This window comes from Dysgonomonas sp. HGC4, assembly GCF_001261715.1.
In the GTDB taxonomy this organism is placed as follows: Bacteria; Bacteroidota; Bacteroidia; order Bacteroidales; family Dysgonomonadaceae; genus Dysgonomonas_A.
The window spans coordinates 67700-85589 of the sequence record NZ_CVRU01000163.1; the positions used below are offsets into that span (position 1 = coordinate 67700).

Annotated in this window: 10 protein-coding genes; 3 read left to right on the top strand and 7 right to left on the bottom strand. The window is 36.1% G+C overall.

The genetic code is table 11. From position 1 onward, the window contains the following. Window positions 1-72 precede the first annotated feature (72 nt). The 3 genes from HGC4_RS16030 to fucP are packed head-to-tail and all read left to right on the top strand — an operon-like array spanning window position 73 to window position 3532. Window positions 73-717: a class II aldolase/adducin family protein gene (locus HGC4_RS16030; RefSeq protein WP_050711149.1), complete on the top strand. Its 645-nt coding sequence runs from the start codon at window positions 73-75 to the stop codon at window positions 715-717. A gap of 6 nt (window positions 718-723) precedes the next feature. Beyond that, window positions 724-2187, top strand: a complete 1464-nt coding sequence (locus tag HGC4_RS16035) for a rhamnulokinase (protein WP_050711150.1) — start codon at window positions 724-726, stop codon at window positions 2185-2187. Between the two features lie 7 nt (window positions 2188-2194). Beyond that, entirely contained in the window at window positions 2195-3532 is a 1338-nt protein-coding gene (gene fucP, locus HGC4_RS16040; protein WP_050711151.1) for an L-fucose:H+ symporter permease, read from the top strand. Window positions 3533-3679: 147 nt separating this feature from the next. Here fucP and HGC4_RS16045 read toward each other — a convergent pair whose 3' ends face one another. The 7 genes from HGC4_RS16045 to HGC4_RS16075 all read right to left on the bottom strand — a co-directional run bounded on the left by HGC4_RS16045 (window position 3680) and on the right by HGC4_RS16075 (window position 17694). Then, on the bottom strand, window positions 3680-4237 hold the full coding sequence (locus tag HGC4_RS16045) for an NADPH-dependent FMN reductase (protein WP_050711152.1): 558 nt from the start codon (window positions 4235-4237) through the stop codon (window positions 3680-3682). A 172-nt stretch (window positions 4238-4409) separates the two neighbouring features. Beyond that, window positions 4410-6911, bottom strand: a complete 2502-nt coding sequence (locus tag HGC4_RS16050) for a glycoside hydrolase family 2 TIM barrel-domain containing protein (protein WP_050711153.1) — start codon at window positions 6909-6911, stop codon at window positions 4410-4412. 23 nt (window positions 6912-6934) lie between these two features. Continuing rightward, the gene (locus tag HGC4_RS16055) at window positions 6935-8407 is read right to left on the bottom strand and encodes a cellulase family glycosylhydrolase (RefSeq protein WP_050711154.1); all 1473 of its coding nucleotides are present in this window, start codon (window positions 8405-8407) and stop codon (window positions 6935-6937) included. A gap of 115 nt (window positions 8408-8522) precedes the next feature. After that, window positions 8523-9881 carry a hypothetical protein gene (locus HGC4_RS16060; RefSeq protein WP_050711155.1) on the bottom strand — a complete coding sequence of 453 codons (1359 nt, stop codon included), beginning with the start codon at window positions 9879-9881 and terminating at the stop codon, window positions 8523-8525. Window positions 9882-9907: 26 nt separating this feature from the next. Further along, window positions 9908-11524: a RagB/SusD family nutrient uptake outer membrane protein gene (locus HGC4_RS16065; protein WP_050711156.1), complete on the bottom strand. Its 1617-nt coding sequence runs from the start codon at window positions 11522-11524 to the stop codon at window positions 9908-9910. Between the two features lie 35 nt (window positions 11525-11559). Beyond that, window positions 11560-14739 carry a SusC/RagA family TonB-linked outer membrane protein gene (locus HGC4_RS16070; RefSeq protein WP_050711157.1) on the bottom strand — a complete coding sequence of 1060 codons (3180 nt, stop codon included), beginning with the start codon at window positions 14737-14739 and terminating at the stop codon, window positions 11560-11562. 126 nt (window positions 14740-14865) lie between these two features. Then, window positions 14866-17694: a TIM-barrel domain-containing protein gene (locus tag HGC4_RS16075; protein ID WP_050711158.1), complete on the bottom strand. Its 2829-nt coding sequence runs from the start codon at window positions 17692-17694 to the stop codon at window positions 14866-14868. Between the last annotated feature and the right edge of the window lie 196 nt (window positions 17695-17890).

Genomic DNA, 17890 nt, shown 5'->3' on the forward strand with positions numbered 1-17890 from the left:
AACACTAATAATACACTAAAACGGATAGACTTTACGTTTATTCGTTTTAGTTGATATAAGCACATATATACCATGATAACAGACAAACATTTAGCTGAATTTATAGCACAAGCTCAAAGAGTAGGAAAAGAACGTCTACAACTTTGCAGCAGTGGCAACATATCCTGGAGAGTAGAAGAAGACTTAGCTTTAATCTCAGGAACAGGCTCTTGGCTTCCTCGCATTACCGAAAATAAAATAGCAACATGTCGCATTTCCGATGGCATGCCTGTACAAGGTGTAAAACCATCTATGGAAAGTTCTTTTCACTTAGGTGTGTTACGTAATAGAAAAGATGTTAATGTTGTTCTACACTTCCAATCTCAATACGCAACAGTAGTTTCGTGTATGAAGGATAAACCTACTAATTTTAATGTTATTGCAGAAGTTCCTTGTTATTGTGGTCGCGAAATATCGGTTGTGGACTATCATAGACCAGGATCTCCCGAACTAGCTAAGGCTGTAACAGCAGCTTTAACAAATAATAATACTGCATTACTCAGCAAGCACGGACAAGTGGTTTGTGGAAAAGACTTTGATGATGCTTTCCAAAAAGCAGTATTCTTTGAACTGGCATGTCAGATAATTGTAAATGCGGGAGCAGGCAATTATTTAACTCTTACGGAACAAGAAGTTGACGATCTTGATAAATATATTCTAGGCAAAACATCTAAATGACCACTTATGGCATATCTTGCTTTAGATCTGGGTGCTGGCAGTGGTCGAGCCATTGTCGGGACGATTGTTGATAGAAGGATTTGTTTAGATGAAATTCACAGATTTGAGAATAAGCCTGTACAATTGGGTAATACACTACATTGGAATTTCTTATCTCTATTTGAGAATATAAAATACGGTATATTTCTTGCCATAAAAAAAGGATATAACCTAAAAGGCATAGCTGTTGATACATGGGGTGTAGACTTTGGTCTTATAGATAAAGCAGGGCATTTGGTTTCCAATCCTGTAACTTATAGAGATCATCGTACCTTAGGTATGGCAAATGAGGCTACACAAAATATATCTAAAGAATATTTGTATGAAAGTACAGGTATTCAGCAGATGGAGATAAATACCATTTTTCAATTGTATAGTCTTCACTCTAAAGGCGATCCTTCTTTATGTTCCACAGATAAACTACTTTTTACACCCGATCTTATAAATTATTTCCTGACAGGTGTGGCAGCTAACGAATACACAATAGCTTCTACTTCTCAATTATTAAATGCAAAAACACAACAATGGGACGAATATATATTTCGTCAATTAGAGTTGCCTTTTTCTGTCATGGAAAAAATCATAAAACCGGGAGAAATTATAGGAAGTCTTTCAAAAACAATTGAAGAAGAAACAGGAGCCGGACATGCAAAAGTCTTTGCTGTTGGCTCGCATGATACAGCCAGTGCAATAGGTGCAATTCCGGCAGAATGTGATAATTGGGCATTCCTAAGTTCGGGTACATGGTCATTGTTGGGCTTGCTTACCGATGAACCTATTCTTACATCGGAAGCAATGCTGAACGATTTCACAAATGAAGGTGGAGTGAATGGCAAAATACTCTTTATGAGAAACATCACAGGTCTTTGGCTTTTACAGCAACTAATTGCTGAATGGGAAAAGAAGGATGAAAAGAAATACTCGTATGAATATCTATTGTCAGAAGCAATTCAAGCAGAAGCATACCAAAGCATTGTAAACCCAGATGATGTATCGTTTTCGAATCCATCTTCAATGAGTACTGCAATAGAATCTTATTGTGCTAATACCAATCAGGCTACACCTATAACCAAAGGAGAGTTTGTAAGGTGTGTTATGGAATCATTAGCATTAAAATATCATTTTGTTGCTAAGAAACTAAAAGAATGCTCTAGTAGGAAAATTGACCAATTATATGTTGTAGGAGGTGGTAGTCAAAATGATTTACTAAACCAATATACAGCAGATGCACTTAATGTTGTGGTATCAACAGGGATGACTGAATCTACAGCCATTGGTAATATTCTACAGCAGGCAATTGCCGATAAAACAGTCAAAGATTGGAATGAAGGGCATGAAATTATAAAAAACAGCTTTATCCTTAAATCTTATTATCCTAAAGACAACCAGAAATGGTTAGAAATTGCAGAAAATGTAAAACACTTATTTTAATTAAAGTATGAAAAAAAACTCGATGTTTACAGGAGAAAATGGAGTAAATTATTTATTTCCATTTATCCTTATCACCAGTCTGTTTTTCTTATGGGGATTTGCACATAGCTTGCTGGATGTTTTAAATAAGCATTTTCAGGATTCATTATCCCTAACGAAAGCCGAATCGGGAGCCGTACAAGCAGCTGCTTACGGTGCTTATTTTATTATGGCAATTCCTGCTGGAATTATAGCACGAAAGTTTGGTTATAAATTCGGAATTATAGTTGGTCTTTCTCTCTTTGCTGCAGGAGCCTTCTGGTTTGTACCGGCAGTTGGTATTAATACATTTTGGGCTTTCTTAATAGGTCTATTAGTGTTATTTTGTGGTCTTGCGTGCCTCGAGACTGTAGCCAACCCATATACAATAGTATTAGGTTCTCCCGAAAAAGCTGCAAGCCGAATTAATCTGGCTCAAACATTTAATGCAATCGGTTGGATTCTAGGACCTCTAGTTGGTTCTATACTAATATTTAATAATGAATCAGAAAAGTCGATATTAGAACTATTCGTTGAGGCTGTAAAGAAAGTATTCTTAGGAGCTACCGAGCAAGTTCAGAATATTACAACCTCGGCAAGTGAAGCTATAACAGATAACTCTGCATTAGTAGTACCATATGTAGGATTGGGAACAATTGTACTATTAGTTTTGGTACTATTTATTTTCGTAAAATTGCCAGAAATAAAATCGGAAACATCTTCGGTAGATGCTGTTGCAAGTCTTAATAATGAACGGATCTCAAATAGACCCTTGATACAACAACGACATTTTGTAATGGCTGTGATAGCCCAATTTTTGTATGTTGCGGCTCAAACTGGTATAGGTAGTTTTTTTATTAATTATACTGTTGAAATAGAAGCTCTGCAATTAAACGAAATGCAAGCAGGACTATTATTGGGTCTTGGTGGGATGGCTCTATTTGCAATAGGCAGATTGTCGGGTAGTATGATTATGCAAAAAGTAAAACCCGAGGTATTATTGGGTAGCTTTGCTCTTATAAATACACTATTGATGATAATTGCAATGGCAAGCCATACTCGTTTTGGGCTTATCGCTTTAATAGCAAGTTATTTGTTTATGTCTATTATGTTTCCATCTATTTTCGCTTTAGGATTAAGGCATCTGGGTGAAAAAACTAAGACGGCTTCTTCTATATTAGTATTCACTGTAGTGGGTGGAGCAATTGCTCCGACACTAATGGGACTGATAGGTGAAACAAATATGAGCATTGGCTTTATTGTTCCTTTAGTGTGCTTCCTATATATATCCTTCTTCGGATTCTTTGGTAGTTCAGTAAAGCAATAAGAGTTTAATTTTATATTTACTTAGATCATTGTCAATAGAATGCAAGCTATATAAAAAGAGGCTGTTTGTAATGAACAGCCTCTTTTTATTAGAATTACTCACTAAATAAAGTAAGGTTTCTTTATAAAACTATATTCAATTTGATTATTATTTATCAAGATGTTGATTAACCCATTCTTCATAAGAATTCATGAATTTCTGTAAGAATTTGATAGTTCTTTCCGATGTAATAACTCCATTCTGATCCATAGAATTCTGAATTTCACCTAGATAACACTCAGGTTGGTTCATCATACGTATATCAAGAAATGACGACACTTGACGAAGATGATGATTAGCTCCAAAACCACCAATAGCACCATAGGATTGACTGGCAATAGCTCCGGGTTTACCTCCCCAAACGCTTTTACCAAATGGTCGTGACCCTACATCTAAGGCATTTTTAAGTACTGCAGGTATAGAACGGTTATGCTCTGCTGTAACTATCAAAACAGCATCTGATTCTTTTACAGCTTCTCTAAATTTAGTATATGCTTCAATTGTCTCTTCATCATAGTCCTGATTATAAATAGGTAAATTTCCTATCTCTATAACGTTCATATCAAAGTACTCAGGTGCTAGACTAATAAGACAATTGGCTACACTTTTCGAATAAGCACCTTTTCTTAAACTTCCGACTAATACTGCAATCTTCTTTTTCTTCATAACTGACCTTTTTAAGATTTAATATTTCACATTATAAATATACATAAAATTCACCTAATATTTCATTTTTGGATGAAACATATTTAACTTAAATCTCTTATATTAATAATATTAAATACAATAAAAAGGTATTTGAATCACAATAATAAAGATGTTATTTTATTCTTACTTATCACCTTTTCTTGGAACTAATCTCAATGTAATTACTTTCTAAACCTTCTGAGCTTGCTTTCAAAACAATCTTTCCGTCTTTTCTTGTAGATTGAATTACTGCTATTGCTTTTCCACTAAACAACTGCCTTTCGGGTTTCTTTAGGGATAAAGAATCCGTAGGGTTTCCATTGTCAGTACCAGCAATAATACCATTACCATCTATCGAAAATTTAATTAGATTATCCGCAGTAGGAACAGCTAGACCATCGGCATCTAATACTTCAACTGTCACAAAAGACAAATCTTTACCATCAGCGGTTATCTTATTTCTGTCTGCGACTAAACGAATAGAAGCAGGCTTACCTGTTGTTTTTATTTCTCTGGATAATACTTCTTTTCCATTCTTTCGAGACACAGCTTTTAATGTTCCTTTAGTATATGGAACTCGCCAAAACACATGAAACTCTCCATCTTTTTTAGTTTTCGTGCCTAATGATTTTCCATTCAAATAAAGTTCCACTTCGTCTGCATTACTGTAATATGCCCAAACATCTACAAGTTGCCCTTCATTCCAATTCCAGTGAGGAAATAAATGTAATACGTCTTTATTAGTCCATTCGCTCTGATACATATAGTAAACATCCTTAGGGAAGCCTGCTAAATCTATAATTCCGAAATAAGAACTACGCGATGGCCACCAAAAAGGAGTTGGTTCTCCCAAATAATCAAAACCTGTCCACAAATATACTCCCGATATATGATCGTATTCTTTTATCAACCGCCAAGTATCCTCATGAGTTGTTCCCCAAGGCACATGATTATTGTCATACGATGAACACTGATATACGGGTCTGTCAAAAGGTTTATCCCAACGTTCTGGCCAAATATTCATACTGTCGGAAGGCATTATATAATAGCCCCGAGACATAAGTGCAGAAGTAGATTCGGTTATAATAAGCTTCTGATCGGGAAACTTCTCATGGAACTTCACCCAATTATTCTCATGATAATTAAATCCTATAATTTCCATCGCTCCCGAACGAAATATATGATTGCTTGGTTCAGTTTCATTATTACCCGTTGTTACAGGTCGCGTCGGATCCAGTTGTTTTACTATATCTGCCAACTTGAGAGTCAAAAGAGAGTTTACATGCAAATCTTTCGATGGAACAGACTTTTTATCTAACGTATTTGCAAAATTCAGCACCATATTAGCTTGCTGCAAATCCAGAGTATCAGCATCAATATGCGACCATTGCTCTAAAATTTCATTTCCAATGCTCCACATAAAAATAGATGGATGGTTACGATCTCTCAGAATAAGATCTGTTAAATCTCTCTCGTGCCATTCAGGGAAAAATTGAGAATAATCGTATGGGGACTTCTTCTTTCTCCACATATCAAAAGCTTCATCCATCACTATAAAACCCATCTTATCACATAAATCCAATAATTCGGGCGAAGGTGGATTATGAGCTGTACGTATGCCATTACAGCCCATTTCTTTCAAAATCTCTAACTGACGCTCAATAGCTCTCACGTTAACAGCTGCACCTAAACATCCTAAATCGTGATGATTACAGACCCCTTTTATTTTAACTGATTCTCCATTCAAAAAGAAGCCTTTATCTTTATCAAATGTAAAATAGCGTATTCCAATAGGAGTTTCATATTCATCAATAATTTTTCCGTTCTGTTTAATTTGAGAGACTACCTTATACATATATGGTTTGTCTACCGACCACAGATTAGGTTGTTCTACTTTTAACGCCTGTTCTGATGTTGCTACTCCCGAAGCTGTTGTATTCACAGAACTATTAGTCCTTGTAACCTCTTTTCCCTCTGCATCTACTAATATCGAATACAATTCTACATCTGATAGAGTATTTTCCGTAGTCCGAATAGTGGTCACAATCTTAATCTCAGCAGAATCTTTAGTTACTACCGGAGTCGTAATATACGTACCATTATAATCAACATGAACAGGATCTACAGTTACCAACCAAACATTACGATATATACCCGAACCTGAATACCATCGGGAATTAGGCTGTTGAGAATTATCAACTCGCACTGAGATGATATTCTTTTCGCCAAACTTCAAATACGGTGTAAGATCATATCTAAATGATATATACCCATTAGGGCGTTCACCTATTAGATGACCATTAACCCAAACTTTGCTATTCCAATATATGCCATCAAAATCTATGTAAACGGTCTTACCTTTTGACGATTTATCAAGGGTAAACTCTTTACGATACCATCCAACTCCTCCGGGAAGTGCTCCCCCACCCGGTGTTGCAGGATTTGACAGCGAAAAATCGGCTTCGATACTCCAATCATGGGGCAAATCTAAAGTTCGCCATTTAGAGTCATCATATTGAGCTTTATTAGCCAGAGAATCGTCTCCTAAGTAAAATTTCCAGTTTTCTGTGAAATCAGCTCTATCTCTTACTTTTACCTGAGCTGAACACCCACATAGAATAGAAATAATTATGAGCCCATATAATATTTTCATGGTCTGTTTCTTTATCCAAATAATTACTCTATTGTTGTTACTATTGCCTTTAAAGCATCTGCATGTACTTGATCACCCGTATTACGATTAAATAATGCAAAACCTTTATCGCCGACATTACCATTGTCCCAATAAACAGGAATAAGCCCATTATTCTTTGCTGCTTTAGTTACATAATTCAAGTAGTAGTTACGTGCCTCAATATGTTTTGTTTGTAATTCGGCAGATAATGATGTACGAAGAATAGCACCATATTCACCTAAGACAACGGGTATTCCTTTATTTACAAAGTTGGTTTTCATTTTACCAAAAGCTTCATTTATCCAAGCCTCTTGTCCCCAAGAAGATACATCTCCACCTACAAAAGGTTTTCCCCACTGAGTTTTATATGTACCATCTTCTTGTAATGCAAAATCATACGGATCATAGAAATGAACTTCCGACATTAGGCGACTTGCAGTAGCATCAGTAGGCATCTTTAAATAATTTACAGCATATTCTATATTTGTATTATAAGCTTGCACTACAAGATTACGCCAAGTATTTCTACCTCCCGTAGCACGCACTGCATCTACAAAGGTTTGATTATATGACATCTGAACTGTAAGGTTTTCAGTAGAAGGTGCATTATAGTCCTTATGCACTTCGTTTGTACCCGCAAACAACAAATGCTCATCATAATCGCGGAAATAAATAGCTATTTGCTTCCACAAGGCTTTCTGTTTTACGTTTACAGTCTCTTGTTTGTCATAGGTAGGATTATTTTCCAACCATCCACCATCCCAATGGATGTTGAGAATAACATACATATCGTTATCAATACAATAGTCTACAACTTCTTTTACACGTGCCAACCACGATTCTTTTATCTTATAAGTTGCTGCATCTTCTATATATCCGCTCCATGCACAAGGAATACGAACAACATTAAAACCTCCTGCTTTAACTGCGTCAATCAGTTTCTTAGATGTCATCGGATTTCCCCACATCGTTTCTCCTGCATTTGTAGCATCACACGATTCCATTGTATTGCCCAGATTCCAGCCCAGTCTCATCTTTGCAGCTAATAGCAAAGCATCGTTTGTCATTCCCGTTTTATCTGGATCAATATAGTCTGGTATGATTACAGCCGGATCTTTCGCTTTTTGTGTGATAGTCACCACAACATCCTTCATTCCTGTTGCCGAAAGAGTAAAAGTTTCACTACGATCTTCTTCTTTATCATTAGCATCTGCAGTTATAGTTACCTTAACGTTTCCTTTAGATGCTTGAATAGAAGGTCTGCACCAAGTAGACGTATAATTTATTTTCCAGTTAGAATTACTTACTATCTCAAGAGGGCTTGTACCGCCCACAGCTTCAAAAGAGATAGCCACAGAACTGACCGATACAATCGGAACTATTTCTTCTGGTATTATTTCATCTTCAGAATTACTACAACTCTGTAAGGAAAAGAATACCAATATAATAGGAATTAAGCATTTTAGTAGTTTCATATACAAATCGTATTAAAGAAAAGACTACCTCAGAGAGTTCATTTCGGTGAGCATCCGAGAGGTAGTCATTATTGATTTATTTTCGACAATAAGTTATCTAACCCATTTCTACGGCTTATTTACTGATAAAATGGAATACCATATATTCAGCTTTTGATGGATCTCTTTTTCCAAACCAGATACCGCTTACATTTCCTAAGGCATTATGATCTACTTTTACAATCTTCCATTGATTTTCGTCTGTTGTAGCAACACTTATCCAACCTGCAATAAGGAAAGAAGGTGTAACATCCTTGAATGTAATTGTATTGGTTGATTGAGTATTCTTATAAGTTCCGGATGTTTCCGTTCCATTATCTTGTCTTACAGTTACTTTTCCATCTTGAGTAAAAGTGATAGAACAACCATCAATATTAGCAACCGACGAATCGTCATAGCCAGTCCATCCCGCAGATATAATATCAGCTCTGCTATTCCATTCATTCAATAGTTTACCATTGATATCTGCCCAGTTAAAAGGAACCTCAGTATCTAAGTACCATGTTTTAGTCGTATTTACTGCAAGGATTTCCGTTTGATTTCCTAAATCGAAATTAGGATCTTCTACATCTTCAGGAACATATTTTTCAGCATACTCTTCAGATACAAAATTCCAAACATATAAATAATCACCTTCCGAGTTGGTACGTCTAACACCTACCATCAACTGATTTTCGGTAAGAGAAAGTACAACCAAGTCTTTGTTCCAATTAGTTGCGTTTGCAATAAAACTTTTCGAACGGAGGATAGTTGCGTCTGTAGTTGTCAATGTATGATTGTTAACATCTAAAAAGAATGTACCCGATTCATTTACACCCTCAGTTACTTTATGAGTTTTCATATAAGCCCCACCTTTGAGACTAAAGGTCATACGACTTTCTTTATCTGCTTCCTCAATAATCCACTGATTATCATTCCAAGATGGAGCCCAACCCACTTCGGCTGTACCAGCTTGCCACTGAGTCCAAGTTGTTAGAGGAGCACAATAGGTCAAAGGCCCTGAGTTCAATCCATACATTCCATAATCTAATCTCCATACTTTTTCATTGCCTACACCACCTGTTAGATTTGTCCATAACTGATCATCTACATAACTTAAATTAGTAGTTGTGATAGTCAATTCAAAAGGATCGGCTTGTGTAGCTCCTCCGCTCGAAAGAGCACCATAAGTAAATGTATAGGTCCCGGGGAAAGCAATCCTTACAGTATCTCTTACATGAGTAGAACGACCTAAAGGTGTAGTCCAGAATGGTGAAGCATTAGGCGTAAGACTTTCCAATATCACCATATTAGGATCATCTGGATTTTGTGTAATGCTAAATTTTAATTGATCTTTTGCCAAAGTAGACCCTAGTTGCGGATTGTCTGGAGAACAAGCCGTAAAGAGCAGTACCATACTTAAAATAGCTAATATCGATTTATATATATTTTTCATAACGTTTCAATATTAAATGTTGATTATTACCATCCTGGATTTTGGATCAGAACATCGTGAGATATTATAATCTGCGTATTTGGTATCTGCATAAAGCCTCTAGTCTTTCTAACATTATCTGCAGTAATAACCACTTCATCATCGGCTGCACCACTTTTTACTTTTTGTGTTTGTGCAATGGTAGAAGCCGCAACATCTAAGCCCTGGCGAAGCAAATCCCAATAGCGAATACCTTCAAAAGCAAACTCCAAACGACGTTCTTCCTGAATATTAGCTAATGATACTGATCTACCATTCAAGCCTGCACGTTTACGTACACTGTCATAATAAGTCTGAGCATTAGGAGAGCCCAATTCTGCTGCCATTAGCAGCACATCTGCATATCTTATAAGAACGTAATCCTGATCCTGAGATATTTGATTATCCTTAGAACCACCTGTATCAGAAGTACCATCGGGTAAAGCTGTCGGAGTATATTTTTTAGTTGAATAACCTGTATACTCACGTGCATCTTTCAAATCGAATGTTTTGATGCCTTCACCTACAATATCAATTATAGAAGCTTTCTTACGTGTATCGTTGTCTGAATAAGCTGCTACCAACTTAGGATTCACAGTACAAGCGCCCCACCCTTTTCCATATGGAGACCAGTTGGTATTACGCATACCCATCATTACCAACCAGCGATTGCCATCGATATTACCATTATAATCGGTAGTACTATTAAACTTCTGAGCAAATACTGTTTCTTTGTTTCCTTCACCTATATATCCCGATTTGTCAAGGGTATTAGCTGTTTCTGAAGGAATATAACTAGCTGCAGGCCATAGAGATTTGTAAGAATCTATTAAACCATACTCACCACTACTAATCACATTTTCTAAACCTGCCAATACTTCTGATTTAGTGATACCCAAATCATCAGCTTTATAATATCCTGTATAAAATAAATACACACGTGCCATCATCGATTTAGCTGCATAAGGAGTTACCCTACCATCATTTTCACTTGCTTTTGATTTCGGATAAGCATCTGCCGGAATATTTTCAGAGGCAAACTTCAAGTCTTCCACTATCAGTTTATATGTTTCAACAGGTTCTGCTTGAGGAAGATTTTCTGTTGTAGGAACCTTTAATAATGGAACTCTTTCAAACAAGCGAACTAAGTCGAAGTATAGAATTGCTCTCAGGAAACGAGTTTCTCCTTCAATACGATTTCTTGTATTTGTTCCCTCTTTGAAAGGAATACCATCTAATTTGGATAATAGTGTATTGCAACGGAATATTGCAGCATAATAGTCTGTCCAAGTTCCGTTAAACAAATTAGCATCCGATGGTGATTGTGACAAATCAAAACGGTCTAGTGCCTGATAACCGCGTCCATCGGTATTACCAGTTCCTCCAAAACAGTTATCGGAAAGAACTTCAGAAACTACATAAATAGATAAGTTACCATTAGATGATGTACGTTGAAATCCATCATAACATCCTACCAGAGCCATTTCGGCATCACTAACTGTTTTATAGTAATTGTTATCAAGAATACTGGTTCCGGGTTCAACATCTAAAAAACTTTCGGAGCAAGAAAATAAGCCTAAACTCACTCCCATTGCTAATAATATATTTAATTTAAACTTTTTCATTATTTTCTCTTTTTTTAGTAAATACATCTATCACCTTAAAATTTAAGATTTACCCCAAATAAGAAGGTTCTTGGACGAGGATAATAACCCACATCAACACCAGATACCCATGCACTTGTTCCATATCCAATTTCAGGATCCATACCATCGTATTTAGTGAACGTAAATGCATTCTGAACAGCACCATAAATTCTCAACTGACTAAGATTTTTCCATTTGATTACTTGTGCAAGGTCATATCCGAGCATAATATTATTTATCCTAAGGAAATCACCTTTTTGGATATATAAATCAGAAAACTGCCAGTTAGTATTGGTTTCTGTAACACGAGGCATTCTGTTAGATGTTCCCTCACCAGTCCAACGATTAAGTATAGCCGTAGTATAATTGGCTTGTTTATTGGCATGATTACGATAAGATTGTACAATCTTATTACCGGCAACACCATTTGCATTTACCGAGAAATCGAAATGTTTATAGTCAACAGCGATATTGAAACCAAAAGTAAAATCGGGCATACCATTGCCTAAATCAGTTTTATCTAATTTATCTATTTTACCATCTTTATTCATATCTACATATTTTACATCACCTGGGCGTACATCACTTTGAAGTATACCATTTCCAGCTGCTTTCCAATCCGCTATTTCTTGTGTATTCTGAAAAATTCCAGATGTTTTAAAACCATAGAAATAGCCAATAGGATACCCGTTTTGAGCACGGTAAAATTCTACCGAACCATCATAAAGCATATTTTCAGCTCCATTTATAGTACCTGCTTCTCCCGGAATATTACCTACCTTGTTTTGATTGTAAGCTCCGTTTGCTCCAATACTATAACCAACCTGACCAATATTGTCTTTCCACGATACAGCTAACTCAAAACCTGTATTCTTAACATCACCACCATTGATATAAGGAGCTCCTGCCCCTGCTGTTGCTAAAATAGGAGCTTCAACTAACCAATCTTTGGTTGTTTTTACATAAAAGTCCATATTAATACCTAAGCGATTGCTCAACATGAAAGCATCCAAACCAATATTTGTTTGCTCAGAAGTTTCCCAAGTCAAAGCGGGATTAGATAAGCGATTAGCGTATGCACCCGGTACATTTACTTTGTTTGTGCCAAACGTATAATAGGCAGCAGGGTTATCTGCGCTGTATCCCGTAGAGGTATTTATGGGTGATGCATATTGAAAGTCTTTGATATCTTGATTACCTACTTGTCCCCAACTTGCTCTCAATTTCAACATATCCAACCATGATCCTTTTGTAAGATCTTCCATGAAAGATTCTTTCGAAATAATCCATCCTGCCGAAACTGATGGGAAATATCCCCAACGATGTCCTTGAGCAAATCGTGAAGAACCATCGGCACGCAATGTTGCATTAATCATATATTTCTCAGCATAGTTATAACCTATACGTGTAAAATACGACATACGGCGATATGCGTTTTCGGGTCTTCCTCCTACTGTTTTAGTTTCTACAATATTTCCTTTTTCATCTAAATGTGCCTGACCTGTTGTATTATCCAGATAAGCATGAGAAAAGTCATTGAACTGAGACAAAAGATTCCAGTTCGAACCAGATAAATAAGTTCCTTGATAGCGAACAGCTTCTGTACCAATTAAAGCACTAAAAGCGTGATCTTCTCCTATATTAAAATCGTATCCGGCTGTATTCATCCATGTTAAAGTATGTCCTTTACTCATGTTTTGATTTACAGTAGTATGATCGTTATTGTATGAGTAAATAGAGAATTGATACAATGGATCGAAACTACGGTACTCAGATGAATAGTAGTTGATACCTAAAACCGATTTTATCTTTAAGTTCTTTATAGGTTCAAGTTCAGCATAAACATCGGCTAATAATTTTTGAGCATCATTAGCATTGTTGCTATTAGTCATCATAGCTCCATAAGGGTTACCATCACCTTTATACCAAAGAGAATTGCTGGTATCATTAAATGGACTATCGTAGATATTATTATCACTATATACAGGAGAAAGAGGTGAAGTTGCAAAAGCTCCTCTTAAAGTATTATTATATTGATTACCAACATCTATACCTCTACTTTTAATATAGTTAAAGTTTAGGTGTTGCCCTACTTTCAATACATCTTTATACAGTTTATGTTCGGTATTTACACGAAATCCATAACGCTCGTAATTCGAAACATCACTACCTCCAATAATACCTTCTTGAGATAGGTAGTTTAAAGACAAGGCATAAACCGAGGTTTCTGAACCACCCATAACATTTAATGAATAGTTTTCGATCTTTGCATTGTCCTTAAACATCTGGTCTATCCAATTAGTATTAGCAAGTTCACCCATCGCATCAAAATCATACATTGCAGAACCCGAGTTTATAGCTTGCTCGTTCATTATAACTTTGTAAGCATTAGCATCAAGCATATTAGCCTTACGTGCTACATTCTGAACTCCGTAGAAAGCATCAAAGGATACTTGTCCTTTTCCTTTTTTACCACCTTTTGTTGTTACCAAAACCACACCATTTGCAGCTTGAGATCCGAAGATTGCTGCTGATGCTGCATCCTTAAGTACATCAATAGATTCTATGTCAGCGGGATTTAGGACAGTAATATCACCTTCGATACCATCTATAATATAAAGAGGTTGAGAATTCCCCACAGTTCCCAATCCACGAACGGTCACTTTCATATCAGCACCCGGTTGTCCCGAAGTAGATGAAATTTGTACCCCTGCAGTTTGTCCTTGTAAAGCCTGAAGTGCATTAGTTGTATTCAACTTAGCCAATTCATCTCCTTTTACTTGTATAGTTGCACCTGTATTTAATTTTTTCTTTTGAACACCATATCCAATTGCAACTACTTCATCAAGCATATTACTATCTTCCTGTAATTGAATGTCCAATTGTTTTTGGTTATTAACCGATATTGTTCGGGTTGTATATCCCAAGTAAGTAACTACCAGAGAAGCATTACCGGCTACATTAAGAGTAAACTTTCCATCCAGATCGGTAATAGTTCCATTGGTTGTACCTCTTTCTACTACCGAAGCTCCCACAAGAGGCTCTCCGTTACTAGTTACAACCCCCGAAACTTCCTGTATAGTCTGAGCTTGCAGATTGAGCATCAATCCAAAGCTTAGTATAATCATCAAACACAGCTTCAAAAAGCCAAAATGAGATGATTGGTTAACTAATAATTTTAATTGTTTATTCATGGTTTTGAAATTTTAAGAAATTATTAAGTTTTCAGAACTATTTATTGTGCTTTGGCTAGTAAAACAACAATAGATAGTTATGATTCTAAAACATAGTATCAAATATTTTATTTTACTTTACTTTTTTCATACAGTTACAGATAACTTCTTACCTGAGTATTCTACGATTTTAGGATTTTGTTTTTTGTTGTCTTTAGTTATTAATTCAATTTCAAAAGTTCTGGTATTAGGCATTCCCGAGTATTCTCCCTGAATGTCTGCAATGGTTACAGTTTTGGTTTTCTCCTCATAGTTGATTTTTATTTTAGCAAATTGTCCTTTTTCATAATTATAATTTACGCCTTCATCTTCGTAAATTGTAAACTCTCCGTCTTTACCTTCATATATTTTCAGTTGAATATTATCTGCCTGAGATTGCTTTGTATTTTGGATATCCTTACCAAAGGGCAGAATAGCTCCTTCTCGAACAAACAAAGGAATACGTTCGTATGGTGCTGAAATCTTCTCCGTTTTTCCACCTGTGATATATCTGCCCGATTCAAAATCGTACCAGTTTGTATTAGCAGGGAAATAAACATCACGCGAAGTAGTTTTGTAAGTATATACAGGACAAACCATAAGATCGGGTCCAAACATATATTGATCGTCAATATTGTAAGTCTTAGCATCACGACCAAAATCCATTACCATAGCCCGCATGATAGTATAATCGTCAAAATGTGTCATTCCTGCAACCGAATATATATAAGGCATCAAACGATAACGAAGCTTATCATAATATACCATACTCTTATATGCAGGATGGTTTTCGGGAGCAATATTATAAATCTCACGATATGGGTATTGTCCATGACTACGGAACAGAGGGCAAAAAGCACCAAACTGAAACCAACGTGTATTCAACTCACGCCATTCGTTCAGATCTTCCGATCCTTCTTTGGCTTGTTCGTAACGTTTCTCTACACAGAAACCGCCAATATCCATAGTCCAATAAGGAATACCCGACATAGCAAAATTTAGTCCTGCTGAAATCTGAGCTTTCATATCTTCCCAACGAGTACCAATATCACCACTCCATGTAGCTGTTGAATAGCGTTGTAGCCCTGCGAATCCCGAACGGGTCAAAAGGAATACACGACTATCAGGGTTAACCGAACGTTGCCCGTTATATATAGCCATTGCATTCACTAAAGCATATGCATTAAAATATTCGGTTGAAGAACCCAAAGCAGTAGGAGTACTCAACTCCTTACGATATTTCATACTTGCATTCGACAAAATATCTGGTTCTGAAGCATCCATCCACCAAGCATCAATACCTTTCGAGTAAAGCTTCTCGTTCATTTGATCCCAAAACATTTTACGGGCATCTTTACTGTATGCATCATAAAAACCGGCTATATAACCCTGACCAATCCAATCTCTGATACTGTCTTTTACAGCACGGTTATACATCCATCCTTTTTCATCAAACGCTTTATAATTATCAGTAGTATGATAGAATTTTGGCCAAACTGAGATCATGATACGTGCGTCCATCGCATGTACACTATCAATCATACCTTTTGCATCTGGAAAACGGGTAAGATCAAAATCATGGCTTCCCCATGCATCCTGAGGCCAGTAAGACCAATCTAAAACAATATTATCTAAAGGAATCTCTCTTTTACGATATTCTTTTACTGCACTTAATAATTCATCCTGAGTTTTGTAACGCTCGCGGCTTTGCCAGAATCCCATAGCCCATTTAGGCATAATCTGAGACTTTCCTGTAACTGTGCGATATCCCTTGATAACATCATCCATATTATTTCCTCTGATGAAATAATAATCAATTTCGTCACCCATTTCCGACCAAAGAGATAATTTGTTCTGATCTATCTCATTTTTGGAATCTAAAGCTTTAAGGCTTATGTAAGATATACCTCCATCGGGTTTCCAATCCAGTTTAATTTTATGCTTCTCTCCGGCTTTTAAATCAATAGCAAATTTGTAGCTGTTAGGATTCCAGGCTGTACGCCATCTTTCGGGAACAATCAATTCATCATCAATATATACTTTGGTATAACCCGCATAGTATAATATAAATCGGTGAGTACCCGATTCTTTTGATTCTATCTCACCTTCCCATGTAATTCTCGAATTATTGAAAGGAAAATCTTTGGGAAAGTTCTTCACAGTCTCCAAATTTTCATAATCTATTGTAGTTTCTGTACGTTCAGTAAATATATGTGTGGGATCGTTACTATCCATGTATGTAGCAGTAAGACCTCCCTCTTTTCCATTCTTGTCATATAATTTGAACTGATCTAGGTTTTCGTAATCTCTAGGATCTCCAAACTTAGTCAACGAATAATTATCCCATAAAACACCGTAGTTTTTAGAGGATACAACAAAAGGAACAGATACCTTAGTATTATACTGGAACAGTACTTCATTTTTTCCTTTGTAGTTAAATTCATCCGATTGATGCTGACCTAAACCATAAAACGCTTCATCATCGGGCGAATCAAACACCTGACGTAGTGTATATGCTTTTTTGCCTTCAACTTCAATGTCTTTAAAAGATTTCCCTCCACCTTTATTTTCAGATAGTAATATATTACCTTGTAAATCGGTAAATACTATTTCTCCTGTTTTTAGAGAAACCTTTGCTATTGTTGTAGCAGTTTTAAGTATAACATCGTCTCCCTGTTCGGAAACGTCCCAGCCACTTGTTTGAGTTTTGTCATAAACGCTTATTAAACTCTCTCTATCTGAAAATTTGTCTTTAGGAGTTGCACTAACGCGAATAATATCGTCAGTGATAACTTGCAATCTAATTTGTTTTGTTGCATTTGTAGAATCATTCTTCAGGCTTACAATAATTCCGTCGCGAGTCTTCTCATAAGAATCATTACAACTAAAGAACAGAGCAGGTAATAACACCATTATTAATAATAGATGCTTCTTCATGGTCAATTATATTTTTAGATTTTAGTAACAATACAAATGTATGCCATCAAATAACAAAAGTTCTGTTTAAATGTTTTGAAAAGAAGGTGTTCTTGAACAAAGGAGGGGTGTATATGTTTCTATATGGAGGCTAAATTTGTAATAAATCCTCTATAATTATATAATTTATCTAAATTTGTTAGAGAAAGAACCAATG

What these genes read in the sequence shown, in the direction of transcription:
- HGC4_RS16035 (WP_050711150.1), top strand. Translation starts at nt 724, where the DNA reads ATGGCATATCTTGCTTTAGATCTGGGTGCTGGCAGTGGTCGAGCCATT.
- fucP (WP_050711151.1), top strand. Translation starts at nt 2,195, where the DNA reads ATGAAAAAAAACTCGATGTTTACAGGAGAAAATGGAGTAAATTATTTA.
- HGC4_RS16045 (WP_050711152.1), bottom strand. Translation starts at nt 4,237, where the DNA reads ATGAAGAAAAAGAAGATTGCAGTATTAGTCGGAAGTTTAAGAAAAGGT.
- HGC4_RS16030 (WP_050711149.1), top strand. Translation starts at nt 73, where the DNA reads ATGATAACAGACAAACATTTAGCTGAATTTATAGCACAAGCTCAAAGA.
- HGC4_RS16050 (WP_050711153.1), bottom strand. Translation starts at nt 6,911, where the DNA reads ATGAAAATATTATATGGGCTCATAATTATTTCTATTCTATGTGGGTGT.
- HGC4_RS16075 (WP_050711158.1), bottom strand. Translation starts at nt 17,694, where the DNA reads ATGAAGAAGCATCTATTATTAATAATGGTGTTATTACCTGCTCTGTTC.
- HGC4_RS16070 (WP_050711157.1), bottom strand. Translation starts at nt 14,739, where the DNA reads ATGAATAAACAATTAAAATTATTAGTTAACCAATCATCTCATTTTGGC.
- HGC4_RS16065 (WP_050711156.1), bottom strand. Translation starts at nt 11,524, where the DNA reads ATGAAAAAGTTTAAATTAAATATATTATTAGCAATGGGAGTGAGTTTA.
- HGC4_RS16055 (WP_050711154.1), bottom strand. Translation starts at nt 8,407, where the DNA reads ATGAAACTACTAAAATGCTTAATTCCTATTATATTGGTATTCTTTTCC.
- HGC4_RS16060 (WP_050711155.1), bottom strand. Translation starts at nt 9,881, where the DNA reads ATGAAAAATATATATAAATCGATATTAGCTATTTTAAGTATGGTACTG.